We start from the raw sequence: 26,700 nt of genomic DNA, 5'->3' as shown, positions 1-26,700 counted from the left end.
CACTTTCATGTGTCTCATCCTCTCCGAGGCACCGGTGCACTGAGTTCCCGCAGGGCAGACAGGAACAGTTCATCCATCTGCGGGCTGAGGTCGGCCAGGGTCGCCGCACTGGCATAGCTGGCCGAGCCGAAGACCCGCTCGAGCGTATCGGCGGACCCGATGATCCCCGTGCCGACGGAAAGACACAGGCAGGCAACACCTTCCATACGGAGCTCGTCAAGGGCTTTCGCGGCGTCGGCTTCGGCGTAGCGGCCTTCGTAGCCGTCGTCATAGGGAAAACCATCGGAGAGGACGAGCAGCAACCGGTTTGGTGTGCCGGCACCCGCTTTGAGGATTGCACCGGCGCCGCGGATGCCGGCACCGAGGCGCGTGTAGCCGGAGGGCTGCAGTTGGTTGAGGCGAGCGCGTTCCATGGCGCCGAACCGATTGCTGAATGCTTTGATCGACGGCAGATGCACGGCGTGCCGGCCTTGTGATCGGAACGCGTAGACGGCGACGCGGTCGCCGAGCTCTTCGAGGGTGACCGCCAGCGTGGCGGCCGCGAGTCGTTGGTGATCGTGGACGGCCAGGCCGTCCGGATCCGTCTCGGTGGCCGACCCCGAGGCGTCCAGCAAGATGAGCACGCCGAGGTTGCGGGCAAGCTTGCGGCGTTCCAGGTAGACATGTTCGGGTGGCGAGTAGCCGGACCGCAGGTCGACGAAAAGGTTGATCAGCGCCTCGATGTCCAGCTCGTCGCCGTCGGGGCGGCCGCGCAGCACCTTGGGGCCGAGGCCGACGCGGGACAACCGACGGCGCAGCACTTCGTCGTGCGGTACACCGGCGTGGCTGACATCGGCGGGGACCGTCAGCGGGAAGTCGATCACCCGGCACCACTCCGGCCGATAGCGCGTGTTGTATTCGTCCCACTCCGGGTACAGCGCACCGCCGACGCCCGCCGCGGCAGCAGAATTGCGGTCATCGGTGAAGCGGATCTTGGTTGGCACCGGCCTGGAATGTGCTCCCGGGGCGTGCGCACGCCGAACTGCGCGAACCTGCATCTCCGCACCGGCGGCGCTGTCACCGGGGGAGCGCGAGCTACCCAGTACTGTGCGGAAAAAGTTCGACACAGTGCGCGAGTTAAACAATGGGCTCTCAAACAGTTTGAGGATCTTGCTCTCCCGCTCAGGCTCCCCGTCGGCGTCAGTCTCGGGCCGGTCGACGGTATCGAATTGCAGGCGCAGCTCCTTGTCGGTGGCTCGCGAGCCGTCCGACGACGCCAGTAGCCGGGACGGTCGGATTACCCCGAACCAATCCGGCGGATCGGCGATTTCCGCTGGCCCCCTGGCCATCTCGAGTGATTCATCGGCACTTGCGGTACGCGGTGGGCCATCAGGGCACAGCGCGACGGCGAGTGGGACCCGCCGGGTGAGTTCGGCAAGCGCACGGTGACCTTCGAGCGTGAGGTAGCGGCGTGCGAGCGCGGGGCGGGCTCGTAGCGCCTTGACCAGTCGTCGATCGAGACTGCCCGCGCCCAGCAGAGCGCTCTGAATTAGCATCTCGCGGCGCTGCTCGGCCCGGGGACGGCGAACCGAGACGAAGACGACCTTGCCGTCGGTATACGCCCGTTCGCCCGCCGAGGTCTCGGCGACGTCGACCGCCCTGCCGGCAATGTAGGTTGCGAGCAGTCGAAACCGGTTGGGGTCGTTCGGGTTTGCGGCGGTCACGTCCGGGGCAGCACGGCGTCGGCGAGTTCGCCGAGGGCGCGAACCACGTCCGGATCGTCGGTGAGCGCCTCGACGACGGCCGACTGGACCGCGCTGCGCAGGCTCAGGCCTTCGGCGACCAGGCCACCGGCCAGGATCAGCATGCGCGTCGACGATACTTCGCGAAGCGGAGAACCCGACAGGTGCCGTATCGCGTCACCGAGTGTGACCAGAGCGCGGGCGGTCGCAAGGTCGATGCCGGCTTCGTAGGCAACCACTTCCGTCTCGATCTCGACGGGCGGGAACCCGAGCGTGATGGCGACGAAGCGTTGACGGGTCGACTCTTTGATGTTCTTCAGGACGCTTTGGTAGCCGGGGTTGTAGGAGATGACCAGCTGAAATCCCGGAGCCGCCGGCAATGTAGTGGCGAGCCGATCGACCGGAAGCTCACGACGGTGATCGGCGAGCGGATGGATGACCACGGTGGTGTCCTGGCGGGCCTCCACCACTTCGTCCAGATAACAGATGGCGCCGTCGCGCACGGCGCGGGTCAGCGGCCCGTCCACCCAGACCGTCTCTCCGCCCTTGAGCAGAAACCGGCCCACCAGATCCGCCGACGTCATATCCTCATGGCCCGCAACGGTTATCAGCTCGCGACCTAGCTCGTGGGCCATCGCCTCCACGAAGCGGGTCTTCCCACATCCCGTGGGTCCCTTCAGCAGCACCGGCAGGCCGCGGCGAGCGGCGGCGCGAAAGATGGCCACCTCGTCGCCGACCGCTTTGTAGAACGGCGCCTGCGCGCGAATCGTGGTGGGCTGGCTGGTCAATACCTCACTTCCCCCTGTCGAAGGGAACGATCGTCGGGAGCTTGACGCCGTCCGGAAGCACAAGCTTGCCATCGGGATTGATGTAGCCGGAGTTTTTCTGCGGCACCGGAAGCGACGGATCGGGGCAGAGTCGGTCGGTCTTGTCGCCGCAGATTCCCATCAGGAAGTAGGAGCGCTTCGTGATGTCAGCGGGCCAGGGATCCTGATGCATGGCGAACCACTGCGCCGGAATGTTGTAGAACACAAAGAAGAACATGCTGCACGCGGCGAAGATCGCCAGGAAGCGGGTGAGTTGCTGTTTGGCGAACCCGCCCTGGATTTGCTCCAGCCCCCGTTCGACGAATGTCCGGCCGCGGTCGTCGGTGAAGAAGCGCAAAGCGCACAGCCCCGCCTGTACGCCGCCCCACATCAGCCCTTCGTACACCGGCCATTGGTAGTAGGTGCCGGCATTGATGGACAAGGACTTGATTGCGCCGGGGTAGATGTAGAGCCCCATCGGCATCAGGAACAAGCCCTCCATGACCATGTCGAAGAAGAAGGTCCAGACAATCAGGACGCCGATCAGGCCGGCGTTGCTGATATTGGGCCAGCGGGATTTCGCTTTGCGCATGACCCAGCAGCCGAGGATCGTGCACAGCAGGACCCCGTACGAGTAACCCGGCGCATTCATCAGCAGGGGTTCGGCCATCATGCGGCCCGGTTCCCCGTATGACATCCAGCCGGGGATGTCCTTCACCCACGAGCCCCGATTGAACATCCAGCTGTTGTAGGTGCTCCAGGTGCTGAAGTAGTTCAGCAGCGGATCCTGAAAAAACAACAAGCCGCACGCCAGCAACAGCATGCCGTCCAGCGTGATTCGCCGTTCTCGCCGCCATGGCCGCACGATGAAGTAGTAGATGCCGACTGGCAGGCCGAGCACGATGACGGCCGTCCAGGTGAGCAGGACCACCTTCATCAGCGTCGGCGGATCGCTTGGCCCTGCGGGCACGCGCTTGAAATAGGGGCCGGTCATCCAGCTGATCCAGACGTACAGCTGAAAAGCCAGGATGGCCCCGCCGGCGATGGCCCAGGCCCGTACCGGCTTCGGCGTCGAAGCGGGCTGGTTACCGAGTGCGGCCACCCTGCTCAGCGATTCGGTCATGGCTCCGTCTCCTTCCGGCATGCGTGAATATACCAACTAGTATCTGAATAACAAGAGCGTTTCTGAGATCCGTGGCAGAATCGCTCGCATGGCTGAACGTTGGACGCGGGAGCGACGGGTCGAACACACGCGCTCGCTGCTGCTGGATGCGGCGGAGGTGGTGTTCGCCGAAAAGGGTTTCACGCCAGCAACTGTCGACGACATTGCAGACGCGGCGGGCTACACCAAAGGCGCGGTCTACAAGCACTTCGCCACGAAGGAAGACCTGTTCCTGGCGGTCAGCGACCGGTACTGGCGTCGCTACTTCGACAATTTCGCCGAGGTGCTGTCCGGTGCCAGCGAGCTGGGAGCGCGCGAGCTCGACGACATTGCCCAGCGGTGGCGCCAACTCAGTTCGGATCGCGGCGCCGCGCACGCCGCGTTGGGACTCGAGTTCACCCTGTATCTGCGCCGCAATCCCGAGGCGCGAGAACGCGTGGCGGCCAAACGATTAGAGGTCGTCGAGACTCTCGGGAAGTTCATCGCGGAGGGAGTCGACCGACTCGGCGGAACGCTGCTGGTTCCGCCGTTGACCTTTGCGCACATCCTCATCGCCACCAGCGATTCCGTCATGCTGGACAGCCAACTCGACGACATCGACCTTTATCGGCCGATCCTCGACATGTACGTATCGGTGATCAAACTGCCTTGACCCCGGTTCGCCGAGTCCGCGGTCGCTTGGCCGGAGCAGTCTGCGAGGCAGGCTTGGGCGCCACGTTGGACATCACCATTTGCAAGAACGGCTCGTAGAGATCGTTGCCATCGAGATGCGCGCTGATGGTGACGCCTTCGTGGCTGGCAATCAACACCCGCGCCAAAGCATCGGCCGGGATCGTGAGCGTGCCGCCGAGGCGCGCGATGTTTGTGGTGATGTAGTTCGCCAGCGACCGGATCGTCTCTTCGCGCTTGGCCGCCAATCGTTCTCGCGCGCCGGGGTTGCGTAGCAAAAATAGCGAGAACTCGTAACCCAGCGCCGCGCTGTCCGGCCCGGCGATGTTCAGTGCACGCCACCGTTCGGCGAATTGGGCGACGTTGAGATCAGCGAGGCTTTCGAAGCCGCCGATGATGTCTTCGAAACCGTTGAGAAACCGGAGCAAGTGACGCTCGAAGGCGGCCAGAAATAGTTCTTCTTTGGTTCCGAAATGCGAGTGGATCGCCCCGCGGGTATATCCGGCTGTCTCAGCGATGTCTTCCAGCGCTGCGCCGCCGAACCCGCGCTTGGCAAACACTTCCTCGGCGGCGTCCAACAACACCTCGCGCGTGTGTTCCAGGCGCCTCTGCCGTGTCCATCGTTCCGCCACGGATTACATCTTCGCAGTTACGGCAAGATGACCGTGCGGCTCACCGGTTCGGCGGCGGCCTGCCGGCTTTGCACAGCGCGTTGCAAAGAGGCCAGTAGCGCGTCACGCGTCTCGCGGGGATCGATGAGTTCGTCGAATCCCATCCCTTCGGCCGACCGGAAGGAGGCCTGCAACTCGGCGTCGCGCAGTTTGGCCGACAGGTCCTCACCGGCGTGCGACGCGCGACTGAGCGCGGCGGCGCTCATGGCTCCCATCGTGGCGCCGGGGTAGGCGAAGGTGCCGCTCTGGTGGTCGAAGCCGAGGAGCGACATCACCATCGAACCGAACCCGTAGGCCTTGCGCAGCGTGACGTGCAGCTTGATCGTCGTGGCCGCCGTCTGGGCCGCGAACATCCGTGCACCGGCGCGCAGCACGCCCTCGCGCTCGGAGCGGCTGCCCGGCAGCATTCCGGGGTTGTCGGCGAGGAAGACGATCGGCAGGTGGAAGGAATCGGCCACCAAGATGAAGTGCGCCGCCTTGTCCGCGGCCGCCGCGTCGATGGACCCGGCCAGCACCTGCGGTTGGTTGGCGACCACCGCGACGGGATGGCCGCCAAGATGCGCCAGGGCGCAGATGATCGCCCTGCCGTATTGCGGCTGCACCTCGAACCAATCGGGGCGGTCGAAGACCACGTCGAGCACCGCGCGCATGTCATAGACGCGGCGGTTGTCCCGGGACACGATGTCCAGCAACTCCGGCGTGGGACGCGGTTCGGCCAGGGTGTCGGCCGGTTGTGACGGCGGGTAGGACCATGCGCTCGGCGGAAAATACGACAAGTAGCGGCGAACATCGTCGAGCGCGGCCTCGTCGTCGTCGGCCAGGTTGTGCACCACCCCGCTGAGCGGCGCGACGCCCGGACCGCCCAGATCCTCCTTCGAGATCTCTTCGCCGGTGGATTCTTTGACGACGGGTGGGCCGGCGGTGAAGATCGCGCCCTGGGCGCTCATGATGCGGAAGTCGCACACCGGGGCGACCAGGGCGCCGTGCCCGGCCGATGGCCCGAGCACCGCGGCGACGGTCGGCACACGGCCCGAGCACTGAGTCTGGGCGAGCAGATCGGTCGGGGTGCGCCCATAATGGCCACCGGTCGGACGGAAGCCGGCGCCGTCGAGCAGCATCACCAGCGGGATCCTGTCGCGCAGCGCCAGTTCGGCGATTCGATAGCGCTTGGAGTTGCCGCCGGGCCCGATGCTGCCGGCCAGGGTGGTGAAGTCCTCGGCGCCCACCATCACCGGCATCCCGTTGATGAGACCGGAGCCCGTGACGATCGCGTCGGCGGCGACCTCGCCGCCGACCATGGTGCCGATTTCGCGGAAGGTGCCGGGATCGAGGAGTCGGGCTATGCGTGCGCGGGCGTCGAGCTTCCCCTTGCCGCGGTGCTTGTCGAGCCGCTCCGGACCGCCCATGGCCAACGCGCGGCGACGACGACGGTCTAAATCGTCGAGCGTCTCCTCCCAGTCCTGGCCTTTAGTCATGGTTCCGTCCTATTTCGCCGAAGGGCGGTCGGTACTTACTGAAGTGCTTACTGTAGCGTCTGCGACAGAGTAAGCACGATTGGGGCGAGCCGATGATCCGGTTGACCGAAGACGAAGCGTGGGCAGAAATCGCGGCCGCGCACACGGGAATCCTGACGACGCTGCGCCGCGATGGAATGCCGATCGCGTTACCGGTGTGGTTCGTGCCGCAGGATCGCACGGTCGCGATGCGGACGCCCGCCGCGACCAAGAAGCTCGCCCGGGTGCGCAACGACCCGCGCGCGTCGTTTCTGGTGGAATCCGGGGAGCGCTGGGTCGACCTGCGTGCCGTCCATCTCACCGGGCGCGTGGAGATCGTTTCCGACGAGCCGGCGATACGCCGCATCGAGGAGGCCATCGACACGAAGTATGCCGCCTTTCGCCCGCCGTCGGCCGGCCTGCCCGAGGCCACCCAGCGACGCTACGCAAACTCGGTCTATATGCGGTTCGTGCCCGAGGGCAGGATTCTGACGTGGGACAACTCCCGAATAACGCCCGGATTGCGGGGGTCGCGCGCGTGATAGCTTCGCTGCCATGACGCCGGTGTCGGGCCTGAAAATCGACGGCAGCATCCCGCTTCGGCTGGAACGGGCGGCCGACGGGGCCGCGGCCCTGGAGGCAAACGGGTACGACGGGGGCTGGACCGCCGAAACCAGTCACGACCCGTTTCTGCCGCTGCTGCTGGCCGCCGAGCACACGTCGCGACTCGACCTCGGCACCAACATCGCGGTGGCCTTCGCGCGCAACCCGATGACCGTGGCCAACATCGGCTGGGACCTGCAGGCCTACTCGAAGGGCCGCTTCATCCTGGGGCTGGGAACCCAGATTCAGCCGCACATCGAGAAGCGGTTCAGCATGCCCTGGAGCCATCCCGCGCGCCGGATGCGCGAATTCGTCGCCGCGCTGCACGCGATCTGGTCGGCCTGGGCTGACGGCACCAAGCTGCGTTTCGAGGGTGAGTTCTACACCCACAAGATCATGACCCCGATGTTCACGCCGGAGCCGCATCCCTACCCCGCGCCGAAGATCTTCCTGGCCGCCGTCGGCGAGGCGATGACCGAGATGTGCGGCGAGGTCGCCGACGGCCACCTCGGGCACCCGATGGTCTCCAAGCGCTACCTCGACGAGGTGACACTGCCGGCGCTGCTGCGCGGCATGCAGCGAACCAGCCGGAACCGCAACGATTTTCAGGTCTCCGCCGAGGTGATGGTGGCCACCGGACAGAGCGACGCCGAACTGGCCACCGCCACCGCCGCCACCCGCAAGCAGATCGCCTTCTACGGCTCGACACCGGCTTATAGCAAGGTGCTGGAGCTCCACGGCTGGGGGGATCTGCACGGCGAACTGAACCGGCTCTCCAAGGCGGGGGAGTGGGACGCCATGGCTTCACTTATCGACGACGACATGTTGAATGCGTTCGCCGTCGTCGGTCCCGTTGACACCATCGCCGCCGGCCTTCGAAAGCGCTGCGAAGGCAGCGTCGATCGGGTGCTGCCGATCTTCTATTCCGCAACGCACGATTGTATTACCGCCGCACTGAAGGAGTTTCGTTCATGAGTGCACCCACGGTCGATGACGCGGCCAAGGTATTCGCGGACCCGTTGGCATACACCGACGAGCAGCGCTTGCATGCCGCACTGACGCACCTGCGTGCCAACGCTCCGGTGTCGTGGGTGGAAGTGCCCAACTACAAGCCCTTCTGGGCGATCACCAAGTACACCGACATCATGGACATCGAACGCGAGAACATGCTGTTCACCAACTGGCCGCGGCCGGTGCTGGCCACCATCGAGGGCGACGAGATGCAGGCCGCCGCGGGCGTTCGCACGCTGATCCATATGGACGATCCGCAGCACCGGGTGGTGCGGGCGATCGGCGCGGATTGGTTCCGGCCCAAGGCGATGCGGGCGCTGAAGGTGCGCGTCGACGAGCTGGCCAAGATCTACGTCGACAAGATGATGGCCGCCGGACCCGAGTGTGACTTCGTTCAGGAGGTCGCGGTCAATTACCCGCTCTACGTGATCATGTCGTTGCTGGGCATACCGGAGGCCGACTTCCCCCGCATGCTCAAGCTGACCCAGGAATTGTTCGGCGCCGACGACAGCGAATTCAAACGCGGCAAGTCCCAGGAGGATCAGCTGCCGGCGTTGCTGGACATGTTCGGTTACTTCAATGGTGTGACCGCGTCCCGCCGCGAGCAGCCGACCGAAGATCTCGCCTCGGCGATCGCCAATGCCCGCATCGACGGCGAGCCGCTGTCGGACCTCGACACCGTGTCCTACTACCTCATCGTGGCCACCGCCGGACACGACACCACCAGCTCCACCATCTCCGGCGGCATGCACGCGCTCATCGACAATCCGGACCAATTGGCGCTGCTGCGTGACGATCTCGACCTCATGCCGCGCGCCACCGAGGAAATGATCCGCTGGGTCACTCCGGTCAAGCACTTCATGCGCACCGCCGCCGAGAACACTACGGTGCGCGGAACCCCCATCGCCGCAGGCGAATCCGTGCTGCTGTCGTACGCATCGGCCAACCGCGACGAGGACATCTTCGAAGAACCGTTCCGCTTCGACGTCCGGCGCGAGCCCAACAAGCATGTGGCCTTCGGCTACGGCGTGCACTTCTGCATGGGTGCCGCGCTGGCGCGCATGGAGGTCAACAGCTTCTTCTCCGAACTGCTTCCGAGGCTGAAATCCATTGAACTCAGCGGTGATCCGCAACTCGTCGCCACCACGTTCGTGGGCGGCCTGAAGCACCTGCCGGTTCGTTACTCGTTCTGAACGGCAAGAATATGGCCTCAAAGACGATCGTCATTACCGGCGCCAGTGACGGCATAGGTGCTGCCGCGGCGCGCCGGTTGCGCCAGAACGGCGACAATGTCGTCGTGATCGGCCGCTCACAAAACAAGACCGCCGCCATCGCCGCCGAACTGGATGCTGACCATTTCGTGGTCGATTTCGCCGACCTGTCGCAAGTGCGAACCCTGGCGCAGAAACTGCGTTCGCAGTACCCGCGCATCGATGTGCTGCTCAACAACGCCGGCGGCATGAGCACCAAGATCTGCATGACACCGGACGGCTATGAGCAGACGTATCAGGTCAACTACCTGTCGCCGTTCCTGTTGACCACCCAGTTGATGGATCTGCTCCTCGAGTCCCGCGCCACCGTCGTCAACACGACCAGCTCGTCACACAAGTTGGTGCTCCGGGCCACCGTCAATGACTTCGAAAACACGGCCAGGCGCCGGCCCAGCGCCGCCTACGGCTTGACGAAGCTGGCAATCGTGTTGTTCACCAGGGAACTACACCGCCGCCACCATGCCGGGGGGCTCAACGCTGCGACGGTGCACCCCGGCTACGTTTCCTCCAACTTTGGGCATGCGTCGGGATCGCGTCTGCTGTTGTGGAGCCAGAAGTACACGCCCGCAGAGCGGTTCACGTCGACCACCGACGAGGGAGCCGAGCAGCTGGTGTGGCTGGCGACGAGTACACCCGGTGTCGATTGGACGCCCGGCGAGTACTACTCGAGGCACAAGGTCGCCAAGGCCAGCCGCCTGGCCAACAATCCCCGGCTGGCCGCCGAGTTATGGGATCGGACCCTGGCTCGCCTAGCCCCGGTGAGGGGAAACGCGTGCTAGGCGTACACCATTCGGCGATCTGCACCGCCGATGTCGAGCGGTCGCTGCGATTCTGGCGCGACGGCCTGGGCTTATGCCAGCTATTCGACCACACCTTCACCGGCGATTGGCCAGAACTGTTCGGCGCCAAGGGGAATCAGCTGCGATCGGTCTTCCTGGGCGATCCCCAAGCACCCGACAGCGGGATCGTCGAACTGGTGCAGCTCGACGGTGCGGAGGCCGCGCCGCCCGCACATCCGGCGCCGCGGCACGGATTCTTCCTGCTGTCCCTGCAGCGCGATGTCGACGAAACACTATCCGGGTTGGCAGCATTGGGTTTCACCGACGGCGTGCGCCGCATCACCATGCCGGCCCCGGGCGGCAAGACCGTCGCGATGGCGGTCATCACCGCCCCGGACGGCGTGCTGGTCGAATTGATTGGACCACCGCGATGACCGCGCTGGTGACGGGCGGCGCGTCGGGGATCGGGCGCGAGACGGCCGGGCTGCTGCGCGACGTGGGCCACGACGTGGTGGTATGGGACCTTTCCGGCGGCGACATCGTGTGCGATGTCAGCGATCCCGACGCCGTCGCGGCGGCGATGGAGCGCACGGTGCGCGAGCACGGTGTGCCCACCCGGATCGTGACCTGCGCCGGCATCGGCGCGTCGGGCCTGCTGTTGAAACAGCCACCCGCACAATGGGAACGGGTCCTGGCGGTCAACCTCACCGGCACCTGGCTGACCATCCGCGCCGGGGCGCAGGCCATGATCGACGCCGGCGTGGGTGGTTCGATCGTTGCCGTGTCCAGCATCAGCGGCACCCTCGTCGACCGCGATATGGGCGCCTACTGCGTCTCCAAGGCCGGGGTGGACATGCTGGTCAAGGTCGCGGCCGCGGAGTGGGGGAGTCATGACATCCGGGTGAACGCCGTCGGGCCCGGAGTCACCCGAACGCCGATGCTGGCCGACACCGCGCGACTTCCCGGCTGGGTGGACGGGCTGAGCGAACGCACCGCGCTGGGCCGGCTGGGTGAGGCCGCCGATGTGGCCGGCGCGATTGTCGGGGTCCTCGAGCTGCCCTGGGTGACCGGGCAGATCGTGCATGCCGACGGCGGCCTGGCGCTGCACAGCCCCATCGACGCGTACGGTCAGATGCAGCGGGTGATGGCCCTGCAGGAGAAAGACGGAATCAGCTGAGCCCGAAATCGATGATGCCCCGGACGATTTGACCGTTGCGCAGGTCGTCGTAGGCGTGATTGATCTCGTCGAGACGGTAGCGTTTGGTGATCATCTCGTCGAGCTGGAGCTGGCCGCTGGTGAATAGCCTGGCCAGCCGGGCGATGTCCGCCCTCGGATTGCACGAGCCGAACACCGTGCCGGCCAGGGACTTATTCATCAGGATGAAGTCCTGCAGGTCGATGTTGACCGAGCGAGTCAACTGCGAGGTCATGCCGGTGAGCACACAGGTGCCGCCCTTGCGGGTGAGCTGCACCGCATCACGGACGTCGTCTGGAGCGATCAACGACGGCGAGACCACCACCGCGTCGGCCATCACCCCATAGGTCAGGTCGCGCACCAGATCCAGCGCCTCGGCGGCCGTCGCGACGCTGTGGGTGGCGCCAAACCGCAGCGCCGACTTCTGTTTGAACTCAACCGGATCGACGGCGATAATTTGCGCGGCGCCGCCGATCCGGGCGCCCTGGAGGGCACCCGTTCCGATGCCGCCGACGCCGATGACGACAACGGTATCCCCGGGGCGCATCCCGGAGCGGTTGGCGACCGATCCGAAACCGGTCGGAATTGCACACGACAACAACGCGCTGGGCGCCAGTGGCAGGTGAGGCTCGATTTTCACCAGCGAATTCGTCGACACCACAGTGTGTTTGGAGAACGCGCCCACCTTCGCCAAGTGACCGAGCGGCGTGCCGTCGGCGGTGCGATGGCGGAAGGTCCCGTCGGTCGGCATTCCCGGGGTCAGGACCGTCGCCCCTTCGTCGCAGATGTACTCCATCCCGGTTGCGCACCAACGGCATTGGCCGCACACGGCGACGAACGACATCACCACATGATCGCCCGGCGCGAACTCGGTGACCCCTTCGCCGACTTCCCGCACGACGCCGGAGCCCTCGTGACCGCCGATGGTGGGGAACATGGTGGGTAGCCCGAGGGAGCGCATCACGTCGTTGGGAGCCGACATGTCACCTTTGAGGATGTGATCGTCGGAGTGGCACAGCCCGGCGGCGGCCATCTCGACCAGAACCTCGCCGGCACGGGGCGGATCCAGTTCGAATTCTTCGACCGACCAGGGGCCGCCGACGTCGTGCAGGATCGCCGCTTGGCTTCTCATGCGGCCGTGAAGGTGACGGGGAGCTTGTTGGGCGAGCGGAACGTGAGTCCGACGATTTTGGACTCCTCGCCGGTTCCGTCATCCGGCGCGAATGTCAGGTCCTTGAGGCGGTCGAACAGGCTGTTGAGCATCACCCGGGTTTCCAGCCGGGCCAGATGCATGCCCAGGCACATGTGGATGCCCGCGGCGAACGCGATGTGGGCGCTGCGCGGCCGGAGGATGTCGAACGTGTTGGCGTCGGGCCAACGGCTTTCGTCGCGGTTGGCCGACCCCATGCACATGTCGACTTGGGCGTCGGCCGGGATCGTCTTGCCGCCGATTTCGATGTCCTCGGTGGTGGTCCGCATGACCATGGTGAGCGGGGTCTCCACCCGCAGGCCCTCCTCGATGGCGGCCGGGATCAGTGACCGGTCCTGCTGGACCATCGCCAGCTGTTCGGGGTGGGTCAGCAGCAGGTAGAGCAGGTTGCCCGAGGAGCGGTAGGTGGTCTCCAGACCGGCGGGCAGCAGCAGGCGCAGGAACGCGATGATGGCCTCGTCGCTGAGTTTCTCGCCGTCGATCTCGGCGGCGACCAGGTCGCCGATGATGTCGTCGGTGAGCTTGTGGCGCCGCTGCTCAACCTGGTCCAGGAAGTAGCCGTGCAACTCGGTCGCCGCGGCCAAGCCCGCCATGATGTCGGTCGGTATCGAGATGAGGTCCAACGACAAGCGCCGGAACAGGTCGAGATCCTCCGGGGGGAGTCCGAGCAATACCGAAATGATTCGGGTGGGAAACTCAAACGTCAACGCCTTGACCAGGTCGGCGTGCCCGTCGTTTTTGATCTCGTCGATCAGCTGGTCGCAGACCGGGCCGATGACCGACGGCTCCCAGCGCTCCAGCGCCGTGGCGCGGAAGGCCTTGGCCACCAGGCTGCGGTGATCATGGTGCTCCTTGCCGCCCATCGCCAGGATGGTGTGGCCCATGACCAATCCGATCGACTTGTCGTAGGCGGCCGAGGTGAAGACGCGGTCATCGCGGAACGCCTGAAACAGGGCGTCGTAGCCGAACAAGACCCACTCGTCGTTCGGCCGCAGCTCCTCCGGCATTTGTGAGTGATCCGCCAGTGATCCGTGCCAGACCGGATCGGTGCGCCTCATGTGTTCGAAGAATGGGTAGGGACTGGTCTCGCCGGTGAGGTCGAGAGCCACCGGCTGGTCCCCAACATCGGGGCGTTCGGTACGCAGCGTCATTGCCGCTCCTTCTGGGCACTGGGGGAATCTCGCTATTATAGTATAAATAGCAACGAAGCCCAATGGCTTGTGAAGGTTACCGTAACGGGCACAGTATGGGGTGATCGCCCTTAAGAGCCGGTGAGGAGGCGATTCGCCAGTGCTCCAACGCCGATTCGTCTGCACACTCGACGAGCTGCCGCCGGGCGGGATGAAGCTGGTCGACGTGGGGAAGTTCGGCGTGGGCGTGTACAACGTGCGCGGTGCGCTATACGCGATCGTCAATTACTGCTCGCACCAGGGCGCCCCGCTGTGCCAGGGGCTGATCGGTGGCACCAACGAATCCGCCGGCGACGGTCCGGACCGCCTACGTCGCGTGCGCGACGGGCAAATCGTGCGATGCCCTTGGCACAACTGGGAATTCGACGTCACGACGGGTCAAAACGTCGCTGATCCGCGCCGCCGTGTGCGCACCTACCAGGTGGATGTCAGCGACGGGCAGGTGTACCTCACCGCATGATTATCGATACCAATGTGCAGCCGCATTTCGCCTACAACGCCGAGATTCGGCAGTATCTCCCCGAGGCGCACCGGCTGCGCGCGATCCCCGACGTCGAGCAGCAGTGGTACCAGGCGCCCGGCGGCGACTACCGCCAGGACCTCTATGGCGAGCACTACCCGGGGTCGGACCCCGAGACCGTCAGTCGGCACCTGTTCGATGACGGCGGCGTCGATCTCGCGATCCTGAACCCGCTGACCCGCGGCAACATCGCCGACTACCTGCTGAACAGCAGGATCTGTGCCGCCGTCAACGATTGGCTGCTGGACCGGTGGCTGGAACCCGACACCACCAACCGATTTCGTGGCACCATCCGCGTCAATCCGGAGGACCCCAAGGGCGCGGTGAGCGAAATCGAGCGGCTCGCCGGTCACCCCAAGCTGGTGCAGGTCGGCGTCCCCATGCAGTCACGTGAGCCCTACGGCAAGCCGATGTTCGAACCGATCTGGGAGGCGGCCGCCGCCCACGGGCTGCCGGTCGCGGTACACGTCAATGGCGGCAACGGCGTCGACCATCCGCCGACATTCGCCGGGCACGCGCACACCTACCCGGGATACGCGGCATTCATGCCGCTGAACTACTTCGTCCACCTGGCCACGCTCATCGTCGAGGGCATGTTCGGCCGGCATCCCGGCCTGAAGTTCGTTTTCGCCGACGGGGGATACGACATCCTCACCCCGCTGATGTGGCGGCTGGACACCTTCTGGCTGTCGATGCGCGACCAGACGCCGTGGGTGGACCGCTATCCCAGCGAGTATCTGCCCGACCATGTCCGGTTCTGTTCGTCGGCGTTCGACGGGCCGGTCGAGGCGGGCAAGATGCGGCGCTGGATGGACTTCAGCGGCAAGTCCGGGCTGGTGATGTACGGATCGAGTTATCCGCATTGGTCCACGTCCTCCCCGGAGGTGTTCGCTGAGGGGCTCGATGCCGCGCAGCGCGAGAAGGTGTTGTGGCAAAACGCCAGTGAGCTCTACGGGCTTTTCTATGGACTTGAGGAGAGTGTGCGATGACAACCATCGAACGAGCCGAGGCGCGGACCCAACAGGAAATAGCGGTCACCATCGTCGACACCGACGTGCATCCGCTGCCCGTGTCGGTCGACGTGCTCAAGTCCTACGCCCCTCCCGAATGGGTGGACAAGATCTGGCCGACCGGTAACGCGGTCGGCCCGGTGCCGCACTTCTACGACACCCCGGATTCGTTCAAGACCTCGTCGCTGCGCATGGATGCGGCCCCGCCCGGTGGCGGAGTCGCCGGCAGCGACCCGGATTTCGCCGCCCAGCAGTTGCTGATCGACGCCGGTGTGAGCATCGCGTCGCTGGAGCCCATGTGCGACGCCCAGCTGCCGCAGGCCGAGCACGTGCTCAAGTCGACATACAACGATTGGCTGGCCGACGTGTGGCTCGGCAAACACAATGAGCACGGCCGCTGGCGCGGGTCGATCAGCGTCAGCGCGCAGACCCCGGAGCAAGCGGCGCGCGAGGTCGAGCGCTGGGCCGGACATCCCTACATGTCGCAGGTGCTGATGACGCCGCAGACTCGCGGAATCCCTTTCGGCAACCCGCATTTCGACCCGCTCTACGAGGCCGCGTCGCGCAACGGGCTCCCGGTCGCCACGCATCTGATGGGCCAGACGCCGTTCGAGTTGATCCCGCTGTATCCGGTCGGGAACCCCGCGCACTGGCACGATTTCTTCGCGTCCTGGCCACTGCTGTATGTGTCGCACTTGATGAGCCTGGTGTTCGACGGCGCCTTCGACCGGCATCCCGAGCTGCGAGTGGTCTTCATCGAAGGCGGCTTCACCTGGGCGATGCCGGTGATGTCGCGGATGGACCGGATCTGGGAAGCCCGCCGCGGCGATCTGCCGCACGTGCGGCGCCGCCCGTCGGACTACGTGCGCGAACATGTCCGGTTCACCACTCAGCCGCTGGAAGACGCCGACACGGTGCAGTTCCGCGAGTACCTGGAAATGATGGACCTGGGCGACTGCCTGATGTTCTCGACGGACTATCCGCACTGGAGCTACGACTCGCCGACCTATGCGATCAACCGCTTCCCGCCCGACCAGCGGGAGCGCATCATGCGCGGCAACGCGACCGCCCTCTACGGCCTACCGTCCACCGTCAAGGCCCTGCCCGGCGAACGGCCCGCGACCGACGACGTCATAAGCTAATCTCTTCCGATGTCACGACGCGCGGGCGCGCGCGTGACGAGTTGTGGGAGTAAGAGGGTATGACGCAAACGAATGTGACTCGGCCGCAAGGCCTTAGCCGCATCGATCCGGCGCTGCGAGACGCCGCGGCCGAGCTGGACATCGTCGAATTCCTCACCGAGACACTGCCCGCCGAACGCGAACGCAGCAACCGCGTTGCCGCCGAGCGCGCCGCGGCGGTGGACACCGGCGGGGTCGTCGTCGAATCGCTGACGATCCCCGGTCCGGGCGCCGGGCAGCTGGGCCTGCGGTTGTATCGCGGCACCACCGACACTGATACGCAGGTGGCGCCGGTGCTGCTGTACGCGCACGGCGGCGCCTTCGTGACCGGGAATTTGGACACCGATCACCCGCATTGCGTGGACCTGGCCCGGGATGCCCACTGCGTGGTGGTGTCGGTGGACTACCGGCTGGCGCCCGAAGACCCGTGTCCGGCGGCCCTGGACGATGTCGAGGCGGCGCTTCGCTACGTCGTGGCGAACGAGTCGGAACTGAGCATCGATCCCGGCCGTGTGGTGGTGATGGGTCGCGACGCCGGCGCCGCCCTGGTCGCGTGCCTGGCCCAGCGGATGTTCGACAACGAAGGCCCACGGATCCTGATGCAGATCCTGCACCAGCCGATGCTCGATTCCGACGCCACGCCGTCACGCCGAGAATTCCAGCGCACGCCAGGACTCAACGGCCAGGCCGTCAGTCGGGCCTGGGGTCACTACCTGGGCCACGCTACGGCCAGCGGTCATCACGTCCCGGCGCACCGTGCCAACCTGGAGGGGCTGCCGCCCACCTTTGTCAGCTGCGCGGAGATCGATCCGTGCCGCGACGAAGCCATCGACTACGCGAATCGGCTGCTGCACGCCTACGTCCACACCGAATTGCACGTCGTCGCCGCCACATTCAACGGTTTTGACTCCGTGGTGCCGAATTGGATTGTCTCCGAAGAGATCCGGGCGTTGCACGCGCAATCGCTGCGGCGCGGATTCGCCATGTAGTGATCAGAACGGGTCGAACTTGACGATCAGCCAATTGTCGTTGACGCGAGCCATTCGGACCAGCGCACTGCTGGTCGACGTCGTCGGATCGGGGCGGTCGCTGCTGGTGGTCGTCTGGTCGACGTAGACCAGGACGACGGCCGAATCGGGCCGGAGCTCGGACAGCGCGGCGGCCACCACACGGGCGGTGGTCTTCAGCGACTTCTGTTTGGCCGCCGGTGTAATGATGCGCTGGGTCAAATCGTTGTAGTAGGACAAGAAATCCCCCGACAGGTGTGACCTCGCGGTGGCGAAATCCTTGTCGAGCGAGTCGGGTGCGTAGGACAGCAACGCGACCGTGCCGTCGGATGCCGACCTGACCACCGTCGCGGCGACGGCGGGGTCGGTTTGTTGGCTGGGCCGATACTGCTTGAAGTACAGCGACGCCGCCAGGCCGACACCGACCACCGTGAGCAAGACCAGAACGGCGGAAACGAGTTCCATGCCGAACAACCGGCGGCGCATGGTCATGGCACGAACTCGACGTTCGACATCTTGTATTGCCCGCCGTCGTCGACCACCGTGACTTTGAGCCGCCACGTCCGCGGGTCGTCCTTGGCGTCCGGCTTATTGGTGACGCGTGATGTCGCGCTCACCAATACCTTCGCGGAATGGGCGTCCATGGATTCGACGGCAGCGCCGTTCACCGTTCCTTCGGTGATTGCTTTCGACTCCTGCACCGCCCTGGTGAAATCCGCTGCCCGCTGCTGGTACTGATCCTTGAATTCGCCTGTGCAGCTGTCGATCACCCGCTGCACGTGTTCCTTGGCTCTGTTGAAGTCCTGCGAGGTGAGGTTGATGACACCGCGCTTGGCCCCGGCGACGAACGCCGCGGTGCGCTGCTGTTGCCGCGTCACCTGCTGCTGTTTCAACAGCATGTAGCCGCTTGCCACGGCCAAACCCAGGATGAGCACCATCGCCAGCGGTTTGGCAAGCGCCGCTGCCCACGTCGCGCTTGCGATGCCGCGGCGCGCGGGCGCCCCGGAGGCCTCGGTAGCCTCGGCGTTCTCGTCCACGCCCAGCGCCTCGTTTCGCAGCCGCGCGGCGCGAGCGCGGGCGCGCGCCGCGGCCGCCAGCGCTTCCGCCTCGGCGGCCTCGGCTTCGGCTTGCGCCAGCAATGCCACCGCTTCGGCTTTGGATTTCGGCGTCATTATCGATTGAACTCCGGTATCACTTACGGTAACGGCCATTGCTAACATCGGAGTCGCCAGTCAACTCCGACGAAGACCGATCAGGCGGATGATAATTCAGAACCCCCCGGCGCGATGACCGCTGTCGACTCTCCCGAAAAGATACTCTTCGCCTCGACCACCCAAGCTTTCCTGCAAAAAGAGGCGCCCCTGCGCTACGTCCGGGAGCTGCACGCCGAGGGCGCGTCCTTTGACCCGGCGTGGTGGCGCAAGGCCACCGAACTCGGGTGGACGAGTTTGCTCGTTCCGGAAGAGCTCGGCGGGGGCAGCGTTTCGGGAAGCGGCCTGGCGGATCTGGCCATGGTCGCCGAACAGCTCGGCAAGACAGTGGCACCCGGACCGTTGTATCCCGTCAGCGTGGTCCTGGCGGGGCTGGTCGAGTGCACCGACTCGCAGGCGCACGCCGAAATCGTCGAGTCGCTGATGTCGGGCGAAATGGTCGCGTCGTGGGCGGTTTCCGAGCCGGGCCGCGGGTGGGCGCCGCACGATCCGTCGGTGACGGCCACCCGCACCGACTCCGGGTATCGCATCGACGGCATCAAAGACCGTGTCGAGGCGGGCGCCCAGAGCGCCACGCTGCTGGTGGTGGCGCGAAGCGGTGACGAGGTGCGCCAATTCCTGGTTCCGACGGACGCGCCCGGCGTGCGGGTCGAGGCGCAGCAGTCCATCGATCTGGTCAAGCACTACGCGCGGGTTTTCTTCGACGGGGTTCTCGTCGATGCTTCCGCGGCGGTCGGCACTCCCGCCGAGACCGCGGCGCTGATCGACCGGCAGAGCCAGATCGCGCAGGTGCTGCAGTGCGCCGAGGTGGTCGGCATCCTGCAAACGGTGTTCGACTTCACCGTGCAGTGGGCGCTGGATCGCTATACATTCGGCCGGCCCCTGGCGTCCTATCAAGCGCTCAAACACCGGTTCGCCGATATGAAGATGTGGCTGGAAGCTTGCCGCGCAACGACTGCCGCGGCGGTCTCCGACGTCGCCGCCCGCGCGGCGGGAGCCGGCCTGTCGGCCAGCATCGCCAAGTCCTATGTGGGGGAGATGGCGGGCCAGATCATTCAGGCCTGTGTGCAGATGCACGGGGGCATCGGCGTCACCTGGGAACATGACCTGCACCTGTATTTGCGGCGGGTTACGTTGTACCGCTCCATGTTTGGCACCCCGGAGGAACACAACCTGCGTGTGTTCGAGGCGGAGAAAGCCATCCGAGGCGCATGACCGAATCCGTTGCCGAGTTCGCTGCCCGAGCCCGAACGTGGTTGGCGGACAACATGCCTGCTATTGATCCCGCGTCGCCGCCGGCCGCCCCACGCGACGAGCCGGGCCCCTGGCAGCGAGCAAGGGAACTGCAAAAGCGGCTCTATGAAGGCGGATTCGCGGGAATCTGCTTTCCCCGCGAGTATGGCGGCCTGGGCCTTCAGTACGAATACCAGAAGGCGTTCGACGAGGAATCCCTCTGTTACGAGATGCCGCTGATCCTGAACGTCCCGACGTTCGCCATCTGCTGCGCCACACTGCTCGACACGGGCAGCGAAGACCAGAAGAGGCGGCACATCGCGGCCGCCTTGCGGGGCGACGAGGTGCTGGTGCAGCTGTTGAGCGAACCCAGCGGCGGATCGGATCTGGCCGGGGTGATCACGCGGGCCGACCGGCAGGGCGATCGGTGGGTGATCAACGGCGCCAAGACCTGGAGCACCAGCGCGTTCGCCGCCGACTACGGATTGTGCCTGGCGCGCACCAATTGGGACGTGCCCAAACACGATGGCCTGACCATGTTTCTGGTACCGATCGCGCATCCGGGCATCACCCTGCGGCGCATCACGCACGTGAACGGTGGCTCCGAGTTTTGCGAGGAGTTTTTGGACGGCGTCGACGTCGGCGACGACGCCGTGGTGGGTGAGGTCGACGGGGGCTGGGCAGTGGCGTCTCGGCAGCTGTACCACGAACGCCGCGCGGTCGGGCAGGGCTCGGAGTTCGCCAGCGGTTCCGGCCACGAGGGCGGGCACACCACGCCGGTCGACTATGCCGACCTGGCGGAAAAGACCGGACAGGCCGGCAGTGAGCGCGTGCGCCAGCTGGCCGGTCGCGCACTGACGCACCGCGTGGTCGCCGAGCAACTGATCGATCACGTGTACCGCAGCGTCAGGGACGGCACACTGCCGCCGGCCGGCGGGACGCTGATCAGACTGTTCCACGCCGACACCGTGATGCTGGAAATGGATACGGCGATGGCGATCGCGGGCGCGGCGGGCGTGGTCGGGGAGGACGGCGAGGGCCTGCAGACCGGGCTGCGATACCTGGCGCGGCAGTCGATCGCTATCGGCGGCGGCACGACCGAGATGGCCCGCAACGTCATCGGCGAACGGATCCTGAACTTCCCGCGGGAGTACGCCGCCGACCGCGGGGTGCCGTTCAATCAGGTGCGGCACAGCCAGGCCGGCTGACCCTACTCCTCGGCGAAGATGCCCTCGGCTTCGCCACTGGCCTCCCTGGCCTCACTGACGACCGGGATTTGGACCAGTGACAAGACATGGTGTGCCGGACTGCCCGGCGGCGCCACCAGCACACAGTCACCGCCCTGCCTGCGCGCCCGATCGCGGGCGTCGGCGAGCGCGCTGACGCCCGCCGAACCGAGGTGGGTGACCGCGCTCAGGTCGATCGTCAAAGGCGCTATGCCGGAACGGCTTTCGACGGCGATCTGGCGGTCCAACTCGGGCGCGGTGTTCGAATCGATATCGCCGCTGACGACGATGCGGCCGGCCAACTCTCCCGAGCCGACCAGCGAGACGAATTCGGGGTCGGTTGCCCGGTGTTGCATGGAGCGGCTGACTAGCGAGTCGGCCACGAAGTTGGCGGGTCGCGAGAGCCGATGCGTCATCGTCGCGGTGGTTCCGTCGGGTCCGGACGTCACCTGCGAATGGGACACCAGGGCTTCGGCCATCGCAAGCCCGCGTCCGCGGCCCTGCCCACCTTCGCGGTAGTCCTTCCACTGGCCGCGGTCGGTCACCGACGCATGCAGGTTGCCATCGCCGCCTATCGACGCCTGCACGACGACAACGTCGGAACCGTTCGAAACCTCAGTGCCGTAACCGTGTTCGACCGCGTTCTCAACGAACTCGGACATCGCGTGGACGACATCGGAGATGTCAGCGGCGTCGGCGCCGATCTCCGCCAACCATTCGCGCAGCCCGGCACGCACCTGGCGTGCGGCGTGCAGCGTCGCATCCAACGTCATATGCAGCGGTGGTGACGGCGTACGCCGTTGCGCCGCAAGCAAAGTGACATCGTCGTTGTAACCGGTCGACCGCAGCAACAGCTCGAGCGTCTCCGAACAAACGCGATCGATGTATCGCGCCGGAGAGTCGATGATGAAGCCGCTGGCACCGCTGGCGACATTGGCGGCCAGTTCGGCGAATTCGGCGGTGCTGGCACCCAACGGGCGGCCCGGGCGCTCGATCAGGCCGTCGGTGTAGAGCAGGATCGAGTCGCCCACGCCGAGCACTTCGGTGCACATCGGAAAGCCGGCACCGCTTCCCAGCGGCCCCGCCCCGGATGGCTGCACGTACCGCGAACTCGCGTCGGCGGCCACCAGCAGGGGCGGCGGGTGTCCGGCGGTGCAGTACTGGAATTCACCCGTCGCGAAGTCGAGCGAGCCCACACACAAGGTGGCCGATTTCGATCCGGGTACGTGTTCGCGGAAGCGATCGACCGCCTCGAGCGCTTCCGCGATCGATTGTCCCGCCATGATCTGCATCCGCACGGCGGTCCGTAGCTGGGACATCACCGCGGCCGCCTCGACGCCATGGCCGACGACGTCGCCGACGATGAGCACCAGGCGATCCCCGAGGGCCAGCGCATCGAACCAATCGCCGCCGGCCGCGGTGTCTTCCGCGGCCACCAAGTACTCGGCCGCCACGTCGACGCCGGGAAGAACGGGTACGGACGGGGCCAGCAACGCCTGCTGCATGACGGTCGCGGAATCGCGGACATGGCGGTACCGCTGCGACAGTTCTTCGACGCGCGCCTCGGCGGCCAGCCTTGCCTGCACCCGGCTCGTCACGTCGTCGAAGATGAGCTGCACACCCTCGATCGATCCGTCCGCGCCGCGACGTGGCGTCACGATGAAGTCGAAGTATCGGTCCTGCAGTCCCGAACCGTCGGCGTCGACCTGCAGCCGCCACTCCGTGCCGGTTTGTCGTTCACCGGTTTCGTACACCCGGTCGAACATCCGGTAAATCTGCTGGCTCTCCAGCTCGGGAAAGACTTCGCGTGCGGTGAGGCCTACCGCGTTGAACGTCGAATTGAAGGCGCGATAGGCGGCGTTGACGGCGATGAACCGATGTTCGGGGCCCTGCAGGCCCACGATCAATGCGGGCACGCTCTCGAAGATGCGCCGCACGTCTTCGGCTTTGCCCACGGTTTCGTCCCAGTCCATTTCGGCCGCCATTTGGCCGTCCCTCCTAGGACTTTTGCACGGACCCCGCTACGGACCTCGCTCCAAAACAATTCAGTTGCGCTGCGAACTTGCCGTAGCGCATCCTCCAGGTTATCAATCCGGCGCCAAATGACACCTTCGGCAGTTTGCGGGCGCGTCGCAAAGCTCGGCGTCGGCGGCCGGACAGGGTGTTATTGCCGCAAGTGGCGATTTCCCAATCGGGATCAGGCTGAAACCGGGTTGGCGACCTTCATCAGCTTCATCAAGTTACCGCCCATGATCTTGGCGATGTCCTCTTCGTCGAAGTCGGTCAGCTCGTCGACGAAGGTGATGGGGTCCTTCAGACCCTCGGGGTGCGGCCAGTCGGATCCGAACATCACCCGGTCGGTGCCCACCATCTTGACGATCTCGGTGAATCGGTCCTCCCAGAACGGGGTGATGTACACACAGCGCTTGAACGCCTCGATGGGGTCCTCGCTGAACGACTGCGGCATCTTCTTGTACACGCCCTTGAGGCCTTTGAACAGGTCAGGCACCCAGTCGGCGCCGTTTTCGATCGACAGAATCCGCAACTCGGGATTGCGCGACAGTGCACCGTGGCACACCAGCGCACCCATCGCGTCCAGGATCGGCCGGTGGCCCATCGCAAAGCTTCGGAATGCGGTCGGCTTGAAGGGCAGGAACTCGTCACCGGGCTCCCAGACGTTGGCGAATTCGGAGTAACCGCTGTCCGAAGCGTGCATCGAGACCGGGATCTCGGCCTGGATGCAGGCCTGCCAGAACGGGTCGAACTCCTCGAGGCCGAACGATCGGCTGCCCTTGAAGCCGGGCACCGGCGCCGGGCGAACCAGCACGGTGCGGGCGCCGCGCTCCAGGCACCATTCCAGTTCTTCCAGCGCGCGGTCGACGATGGGCAGGGTGATGACCGGGGTGGCGAAGATCCGGTCCTTATAGTTGAACGACCACTGCTCGTGCATCCACTGGTTCAGCGCGTGGATGACGTCGTGGGTCATCTCCGGGTCGTCCTTCATGCGCTCTTCGACCAGGCTGGCCAGCGTCGGGAACATCAGCGCATAGTCGATGCCGAGCTCATCCATGACTTCCAGGCGCGCACCCGGCTCGCGGAAGGCCGGGATGGCTTTCATCGGCTCGCCCAAGATCTCGCGGTAGGTCTTGCCCTGTGCGCCGTTGCGGAAGTAGTCCTCCTGCGCGCCCGGCCGGGCCACCACCTCGAAGGTGGGGTTCGGGATGTACTCGCTGATGTGGCCGCGCACGACGATCTTGGTGCGGCCGCGGACCTGCACGTAGTCGATGACGTGCTTGCGGTGGTCCGGCAGGAATTTGGTCAGCGCTTCCTGCGGCTCGTACATGTGGTTGTCGGCGTCGAAGACGGGGAAGGAAAGCTCGCGAGACGGCATGGCGATCTCCTCGGACAGACTGGATTCTCGGTAGGTGGTAATGACGTTACCACTTCTGCGTAACAAGGTGTACCGCGGGGTTTGTAGCGACCCGGTCCGCTAGCCCTCCGGCCAGGTGGGCAGCTTGGGCGTCGCCCCGTTGATGACGGCGAAGTTCACGGTCGCGGTCGCGAGGAGCTCGTCGCCCTCGCCGTAAATGTCGACCTGCATGACCATCGCCCGCTTGCCGGAGCGCAACATCCGGGGCACCGCGTAGGCCGAGCCCTGCCGAATCGGCCGTAGGTAGCGGACGAAAAGATCGGCGGTCGTCATGGTGGTGCCCGGCTGCAGATAATTCAGTCCGAACTGTCCCCCGGCCACGTCGACCAGCGTGGCGATCAAGCCGCCCTGCAGCGCGCCGGAGGTGTTGACCACCTGCGGGCTGACCGGCATCGTCATCGCGAATTCGCCATTGCGGGTGCCCGGGCGCATGCCGATCAGGGCGAACAATTCGGCGAGCGAGGGCGCGCCGGCCTCGGCATCGATATCACGGGTATCGCGGATGCCAAGGGCGCGGCTGCAGAAGTCATACAGCTGGCCGTCGTCGACCGGAGTTCCGTTCAATTCGGTGCCCAGCCAATGCAATCGCTGCGCGCCCATCACCGTCTGCATCACGATGGCCGCCGCCGCACCGACATCGAGTCCGGGATTGAACACTCCCTCGGTGATGCCCTGCCCCACGATGTCGCGAATCAGTTGATGCAGGGGAGAGAGCACCCGGGCGTATTCGCGCGGCCGGGTCTCGGCCAAATGCTGGTTGTACAGAGTCAGCGCGCGATTGAGGCTGTCTTGGGTGCTTGATTCCGGCTGTTGGCTGATCCGGTCGATCAGAAACTTCAGCGCGGCGGTGCTGTCCAATCCGGTGGTCTCGGCACGCCAGATCTGTACCGATTGCGCGATGGTCCTGTCGAACAGCGCGAGCAGCAGTTCGTCCTTGCCGGAGAAGTGTTGGTAGAAGGCCCGCAGCGAGGTCTTGGAGCGTGTGACGACCTCTTGCACCGTGAAGTCGGTCCGCCCGGTTTCGCCGAGTATCTCGACCGCTGTCTTGATGAACCGGTCGGCGCGCGTGACTTCGCTCTCGTCGCTGGGGCCGGCCATAGGCGGAGTCTCCTCTTCGCTGCGCTGGACACGCTTTGAGAATGAGGTTACCGCGTCGGGGAGGATATGGTGCCTGGCCCCCTAACCGGTGGGACCGAATCGGCGCGCGACGTTCGAGCCATTCGTCGCGTCACGCATGCGGACAGAACATGCCCAGAATCTGCTGACAGTTATCCCTATTGATGAGGCCCGGTGGGGGCGGTGGCGGCGGCGCCGGTGGATTGTCCCCGTCCCAGATGTTTTGGGCGACGTTGCCCTGCCCGAAGGCGACATAGAAGTAGGTGTGGCAGATGTTGTTGTCCCAACGGACCGGGTTGGTGACGTGATTGCCGGTCGGCGGCAAGGGCTGCCCCGGGCACCAGTGGCATGGGCCCTCCGGGTGGTCGTTCGGGCAGCCCGGCCAGGCATCCAGCGGCAACGGGCCCGGGTGGGCCTGGGCGGTAGCTGCGGTCAGTCCGAAGCCGGAGACCACGAGGCCGGTCGATAGCAACGCGCCGGCAAGCACCTTCTTAACGGTGCTGGCGGTGTCCATGGCGGGTACCTTTCGCTGTTTGTTGGACAATAGGTTAAGGCCGACCGCTTGCGAAATTCTTACGTTTGCTGGAATTGGGTAGATCCCCCCGTCGCCGCCCCGGTGATTTCGCTTGCTCGAAGGCATGAACAAGTCGAGTAGTCGATCGAGTAGTGGTTTCTCGTGTTTGCGCCCGACCCCGGTGAAACGATGGCTTTACAGCATGTCAGGGAAGGGATCAACAGGTCGGGGTGCATCATGAACAACGTCACGATTAGGTGCCTTCGCCCGATACTGCGACTGCTACCCCGCAGCAGACGAAGCCATCGTCGCCGGGTGCTGCCCTGCGCTCCGTTGGCTGCCCAGCCAACCCAAGCGATGAGCACACCGCTCGATCGCAGTTCGGTCGTCTTTTTCTGCGCCGTGTGCATTGAAGCGGGCCGCGCAACGGAAGCCACCTACCAAACGCGGGACGAGTTGTTCGGCTGCGAT

26 protein-coding genes are annotated in these 26,700 nt (G+C 65.5%); 13 read left to right on the top strand and 13 right to left on the bottom strand.

Going from position 1 to position 26,700, the window contains the following annotated elements:
- Positions 1 to 14 precede the first annotated feature (14 nt).
- From G6N66_RS18740 to G6N66_RS18730, 3 genes are read right to left on the bottom strand one after another with little or no spacing between them, the layout of a single operon-like run.
- Positions 15 to 1,703: a nitric oxide reductase activation protein NorD gene (locus G6N66_RS18740; RefSeq protein ID WP_085233163.1), complete on the bottom strand. Its 1,689-nt coding sequence runs from the start codon at positions 1,701 to 1,703 to the stop codon at positions 15 to 17.
- Positions 1,700 to 2,509 (bottom strand): CbbQ/NirQ/NorQ/GpvN family protein, encoded by an 810-nt coding sequence (locus G6N66_RS18735; RefSeq protein ID WP_269474932.1) that lies wholly within the window; start codon positions 2,507 to 2,509, stop codon positions 1,700 to 1,702. The genes G6N66_RS18740 and G6N66_RS18735 overlap by 4 nt, the downstream gene beginning before the upstream one ends.
- Positions 2,510 to 2,513: 4 nt before the next feature.
- Positions 2,514 to 3,650, bottom strand: a complete 1,137-nt coding sequence (locus G6N66_RS18730; RefSeq protein WP_232079352.1) for a spirocyclase AveC family protein — start codon at positions 3,648 to 3,650, stop codon at positions 2,514 to 2,516.
- Between the two features lie 88 nt (positions 3,651 to 3,738).
- Here G6N66_RS18730 and G6N66_RS18725 point away from each other — a divergent pair, with 88 nt between their 5' ends.
- Positions 3,739 to 4,341 carry a TetR/AcrR family transcriptional regulator gene (locus G6N66_RS18725; RefSeq protein WP_085233160.1) on the top strand — a complete coding sequence of 201 codons (603 nt, stop codon included), beginning with the start codon at positions 3,739 to 3,741 and terminating at the stop codon, positions 4,339 to 4,341.
- Here the strand turns inward: G6N66_RS18725 and G6N66_RS18720 are convergent.
- Together G6N66_RS18720 and G6N66_RS18715 are read right to left on the bottom strand one after the other, a co-directional pair.
- Positions 4,328 to 4,990 (bottom strand): TetR/AcrR family transcriptional regulator, encoded by a 663-nt coding sequence (locus G6N66_RS18720; RefSeq protein WP_085233159.1) that lies wholly within the window; start codon positions 4,988 to 4,990, stop codon positions 4,328 to 4,330. The genes G6N66_RS18725 and G6N66_RS18720 overlap by 14 nt on opposite strands.
- Before the next feature lie 17 nt (positions 4,991 to 5,007).
- A complete protein-coding gene (locus G6N66_RS18715) occupies positions 5,008 to 6,504 on the bottom strand; it encodes an acyl-CoA carboxylase subunit beta (protein WP_085233158.1) in 1,497 nt (498 codons plus the stop codon).
- A gap of 92 nt (positions 6,505 to 6,596) precedes the next feature.
- On the opposite strand from G6N66_RS18715, the gene G6N66_RS18710 reads away from it, so the two are divergent.
- From G6N66_RS18710 to G6N66_RS18685, 6 genes are read left to right on the top strand one after another with little or no spacing between them, the layout of a single operon-like run.
- Complete coding sequence (locus tag G6N66_RS18710) at positions 6,597 to 7,064, top strand: pyridoxamine 5'-phosphate oxidase family protein (RefSeq protein ID WP_085233157.1); 468 nt, start codon at positions 6,597 to 6,599, stop codon at positions 7,062 to 7,064.
- Positions 7,065 to 7,077: 13 nt separating this feature from the next.
- A complete protein-coding gene (locus tag G6N66_RS18705) occupies positions 7,078 to 8,100 on the top strand; it encodes an LLM class F420-dependent oxidoreductase (protein ID WP_085233156.1) in 1,023 nt (340 codons plus the stop codon).
- Complete coding sequence (locus G6N66_RS18700; protein WP_085233155.1) at positions 8,097 to 9,329, top strand: cytochrome P450; 1,233 nt, start codon at positions 8,097 to 8,099, stop codon at positions 9,327 to 9,329. The genes G6N66_RS18705 and G6N66_RS18700 overlap by 4 nt, the downstream gene beginning before the upstream one ends.
- A gap of 11 nt (positions 9,330 to 9,340) precedes the next feature.
- Entirely contained in the window at positions 9,341 to 10,186 is an 846-nt protein-coding gene (locus tag G6N66_RS18695; RefSeq protein WP_085233154.1) for an SDR family NAD(P)-dependent oxidoreductase, read from the top strand.
- Positions 10,180 to 10,620 carry a VOC family protein gene (locus tag G6N66_RS18690; RefSeq protein WP_163645873.1) on the top strand — a complete coding sequence of 147 codons (441 nt, stop codon included), beginning with the start codon at positions 10,180 to 10,182 and terminating at the stop codon, positions 10,618 to 10,620. The genes G6N66_RS18695 and G6N66_RS18690 overlap by 7 nt, the downstream gene beginning before the upstream one ends.
- Positions 10,617 to 11,363: an SDR family NAD(P)-dependent oxidoreductase gene (locus G6N66_RS18685; RefSeq protein ID WP_085233152.1), complete on the top strand. Its 747-nt coding sequence runs from the start codon at positions 10,617 to 10,619 to the stop codon at positions 11,361 to 11,363. Before G6N66_RS18690 ends, G6N66_RS18685 begins: the two co-directional genes overlap by 4 nt.
- Here the strand turns inward: G6N66_RS18685 and G6N66_RS18680 are convergent.
- Together G6N66_RS18680 and G6N66_RS18675 are read right to left on the bottom strand one after the other, a co-directional pair.
- Positions 11,356 to 12,513 carry a Zn-dependent alcohol dehydrogenase gene (locus tag G6N66_RS18680; RefSeq protein ID WP_085233151.1) on the bottom strand — a complete coding sequence of 386 codons (1,158 nt, stop codon included), beginning with the start codon at positions 12,511 to 12,513 and terminating at the stop codon, positions 11,356 to 11,358. The genes G6N66_RS18685 and G6N66_RS18680 overlap by 8 nt on opposite strands.
- Positions 12,510 to 13,742, bottom strand: coding sequence for a cytochrome P450 (locus G6N66_RS18675; RefSeq protein WP_085233150.1), 1,233 nt, complete (start codon positions 13,740 to 13,742; stop codon positions 12,510 to 12,512). The genes G6N66_RS18680 and G6N66_RS18675 overlap by 4 nt, the downstream gene beginning before the upstream one ends.
- A gap of 139 nt (positions 13,743 to 13,881) precedes the next feature.
- On the opposite strand from G6N66_RS18675, the gene G6N66_RS18670 reads away from it, so the two are divergent.
- The 4 genes from G6N66_RS18670 to G6N66_RS18655 are packed head-to-tail and all read left to right on the top strand — an operon-like array spanning position 13,882 to position 17,481.
- Positions 13,882 to 14,241, top strand: coding sequence for a Rieske (2Fe-2S) protein (locus G6N66_RS18670; protein WP_085233149.1), 360 nt, complete (start codon positions 13,882 to 13,884; stop codon positions 14,239 to 14,241).
- Entirely contained in the window at positions 14,238 to 15,290 is a 1,053-nt protein-coding gene (locus G6N66_RS18665; RefSeq protein ID WP_085233148.1) for an amidohydrolase family protein, read from the top strand. Before G6N66_RS18670 ends, G6N66_RS18665 begins: the two co-directional genes overlap by 4 nt.
- Positions 15,287 to 16,453 (top strand): amidohydrolase family protein, encoded by a 1,167-nt coding sequence (locus G6N66_RS18660; RefSeq protein WP_085233147.1) that lies wholly within the window; start codon positions 15,287 to 15,289, stop codon positions 16,451 to 16,453. The genes G6N66_RS18665 and G6N66_RS18660 overlap by 4 nt, the downstream gene beginning before the upstream one ends.
- Before the next feature lie 59 nt (positions 16,454 to 16,512).
- Positions 16,513 to 17,481, top strand: coding sequence for an alpha/beta hydrolase (locus G6N66_RS18655; protein WP_085233146.1), 969 nt, complete (start codon positions 16,513 to 16,515; stop codon positions 17,479 to 17,481).
- 3 nt (positions 17,482 to 17,484) lie between these two features.
- On the opposite strand, the gene G6N66_RS18650 is transcribed toward G6N66_RS18655, so the two are convergent.
- A complete protein-coding gene (locus G6N66_RS18650) occupies positions 17,485 to 17,991 on the bottom strand; it encodes a hypothetical protein (protein WP_085233145.1) in 507 nt (168 codons plus the stop codon).
- Positions 17,988 to 18,671 carry a hypothetical protein gene (locus G6N66_RS18645; RefSeq protein WP_085233144.1) on the bottom strand — a complete coding sequence of 228 codons (684 nt, stop codon included), beginning with the start codon at positions 18,669 to 18,671 and terminating at the stop codon, positions 17,988 to 17,990. The genes G6N66_RS18650 and G6N66_RS18645 overlap by 4 nt, the downstream gene beginning before the upstream one ends.
- 114 nt (positions 18,672 to 18,785) lie before the next feature.
- Between G6N66_RS18645 and G6N66_RS18640 the strand changes: the two genes are divergently transcribed.
- Both G6N66_RS18640 and G6N66_RS18635 read left to right on the top strand, forming a co-directional pair.
- Positions 18,786 to 19,925, top strand: coding sequence for an acyl-CoA dehydrogenase family protein (locus G6N66_RS18640; RefSeq protein WP_085233143.1), 1,140 nt, complete (start codon positions 18,786 to 18,788; stop codon positions 19,923 to 19,925).
- Positions 19,922 to 21,151 carry an acyl-CoA dehydrogenase family protein gene (locus G6N66_RS18635; protein ID WP_085233142.1) on the top strand — a complete coding sequence of 410 codons (1,230 nt, stop codon included), beginning with the start codon at positions 19,922 to 19,924 and terminating at the stop codon, positions 21,149 to 21,151. The genes G6N66_RS18640 and G6N66_RS18635 overlap by 4 nt, the downstream gene beginning before the upstream one ends.
- A gap of 2 nt (positions 21,152 to 21,153) precedes the next feature.
- Here G6N66_RS18635 and G6N66_RS18630 read toward each other — a convergent pair whose 3' ends face one another.
- The 4 genes from G6N66_RS18630 to G6N66_RS18615 form a co-directional block, all read right to left on the bottom strand.
- Entirely contained in the window at positions 21,154 to 23,154 is a 2,001-nt protein-coding gene (locus tag G6N66_RS18630; RefSeq protein ID WP_085233141.1) for a SpoIIE family protein phosphatase, read from the bottom strand.
- Positions 23,155 to 23,366: 212 nt separating this feature from the next.
- On the bottom strand, positions 23,367 to 24,560 hold the full coding sequence (locus tag G6N66_RS18625; protein WP_085233140.1) for an amidohydrolase family protein: 1,194 nt from the start codon (positions 24,558 to 24,560) through the stop codon (positions 23,367 to 23,369).
- A 99-nt stretch (positions 24,561 to 24,659) separates the two neighbouring features.
- Positions 24,660 to 25,697: a hotdog fold thioesterase gene (locus tag G6N66_RS18620; RefSeq protein WP_085233139.1), complete on the bottom strand. Its 1,038-nt coding sequence runs from the start codon at positions 25,695 to 25,697 to the stop codon at positions 24,660 to 24,662.
- A gap of 130 nt (positions 25,698 to 25,827) precedes the next feature.
- A complete protein-coding gene (locus G6N66_RS18615; protein WP_085233138.1) occupies positions 25,828 to 26,229 on the bottom strand; it encodes a hypothetical protein in 402 nt (133 codons plus the stop codon).
- Positions 26,230 to 26,700: the final 471 nt, after the last annotated feature.

This window comes from Mycobacterium conspicuum, from assembly GCF_010730195.1.
GTDB classification, from domain to species: domain Bacteria; phylum Actinomycetota; class Actinomycetes; order Mycobacteriales; family Mycobacteriaceae; genus Mycobacterium; species Mycobacterium conspicuum.
This window is presented reverse-complemented; position numbering and strand designations above follow the sequence as displayed.

Coding starts and splice junctions, on each gene's coding strand:
- G6N66_RS18730 (WP_232079352.1), bottom strand. CDS start 3,650: ATGACCGAATCGCTGAGCAGGGTGGCCGCACTCGGTAACCAGCCCGCT.
- G6N66_RS18725 (WP_085233160.1), top strand. CDS start 3,739: ATGGCTGAACGTTGGACGCGGGAGCGACGGGTCGAACACACGCGCTCG.
- G6N66_RS18715 (WP_085233158.1), bottom strand. CDS start 6,504: ATGACTAAAGGCCAGGACTGGGAGGAGACGCTCGACGATTTAGACCGT.
- G6N66_RS18710 (WP_085233157.1), top strand. CDS start 6,597: ATGATCCGGTTGACCGAAGACGAAGCGTGGGCAGAAATCGCGGCCGCG.
- G6N66_RS18705 (WP_085233156.1), top strand. CDS start 7,078: ATGACGCCGGTGTCGGGCCTGAAAATCGACGGCAGCATCCCGCTTCGG.
- G6N66_RS18700 (WP_085233155.1), top strand. CDS start 8,097: ATGAGTGCACCCACGGTCGATGACGCGGCCAAGGTATTCGCGGACCCG.
- G6N66_RS18695 (WP_085233154.1), top strand. CDS start 9,341: ATGGCCTCAAAGACGATCGTCATTACCGGCGCCAGTGACGGCATAGGT.
- G6N66_RS18685 (WP_085233152.1), top strand. CDS start 10,617: ATGACCGCGCTGGTGACGGGCGGCGCGTCGGGGATCGGGCGCGAGACG.
- G6N66_RS18680 (WP_085233151.1), bottom strand. CDS start 12,513: ATGAGAAGCCAAGCGGCGATCCTGCACGACGTCGGCGGCCCCTGGTCG.
- G6N66_RS18675 (WP_085233150.1), bottom strand. CDS start 13,742: ATGACGCTGCGTACCGAACGCCCCGATGTTGGGGACCAGCCGGTGGCT.
- G6N66_RS18665 (WP_085233148.1), top strand. CDS start 14,238: ATGATTATCGATACCAATGTGCAGCCGCATTTCGCCTACAACGCCGAG.
- G6N66_RS18660 (WP_085233147.1), top strand. CDS start 15,287: ATGACAACCATCGAACGAGCCGAGGCGCGGACCCAACAGGAAATAGCG.
- G6N66_RS18655 (WP_085233146.1), top strand. CDS start 16,513: ATGACGCAAACGAATGTGACTCGGCCGCAAGGCCTTAGCCGCATCGAT.
- G6N66_RS18650 (WP_085233145.1), bottom strand. CDS start 17,991: ATGACCATGCGCCGCCGGTTGTTCGGCATGGAACTCGTTTCCGCCGTT.
- G6N66_RS18645 (WP_085233144.1), bottom strand. CDS start 18,671: ATGACGCCGAAATCCAAAGCCGAAGCGGTGGCATTGCTGGCGCAAGCC.
- G6N66_RS18640 (WP_085233143.1), top strand. CDS start 18,786: ATGACCGCTGTCGACTCTCCCGAAAAGATACTCTTCGCCTCGACCACC.
- G6N66_RS18635 (WP_085233142.1), top strand. CDS start 19,922: ATGACCGAATCCGTTGCCGAGTTCGCTGCCCGAGCCCGAACGTGGTTG.
- G6N66_RS18630 (WP_085233141.1), bottom strand. CDS start 23,154: ATGGCGGCCGAAATGGACTGGGACGAAACCGTGGGCAAAGCCGAAGAC.
- G6N66_RS18625 (WP_085233140.1), bottom strand. CDS start 24,560: ATGCCGTCTCGCGAGCTTTCCTTCCCCGTCTTCGACGCCGACAACCAC.
- G6N66_RS18620 (WP_085233139.1), bottom strand. CDS start 25,697: ATGGCCGGCCCCAGCGACGAGAGCGAAGTCACGCGCGCCGACCGGTTC.
- G6N66_RS18615 (WP_085233138.1), bottom strand. CDS start 26,229: ATGGACACCGCCAGCACCGTTAAGAAGGTGCTTGCCGGCGCGTTGCTA.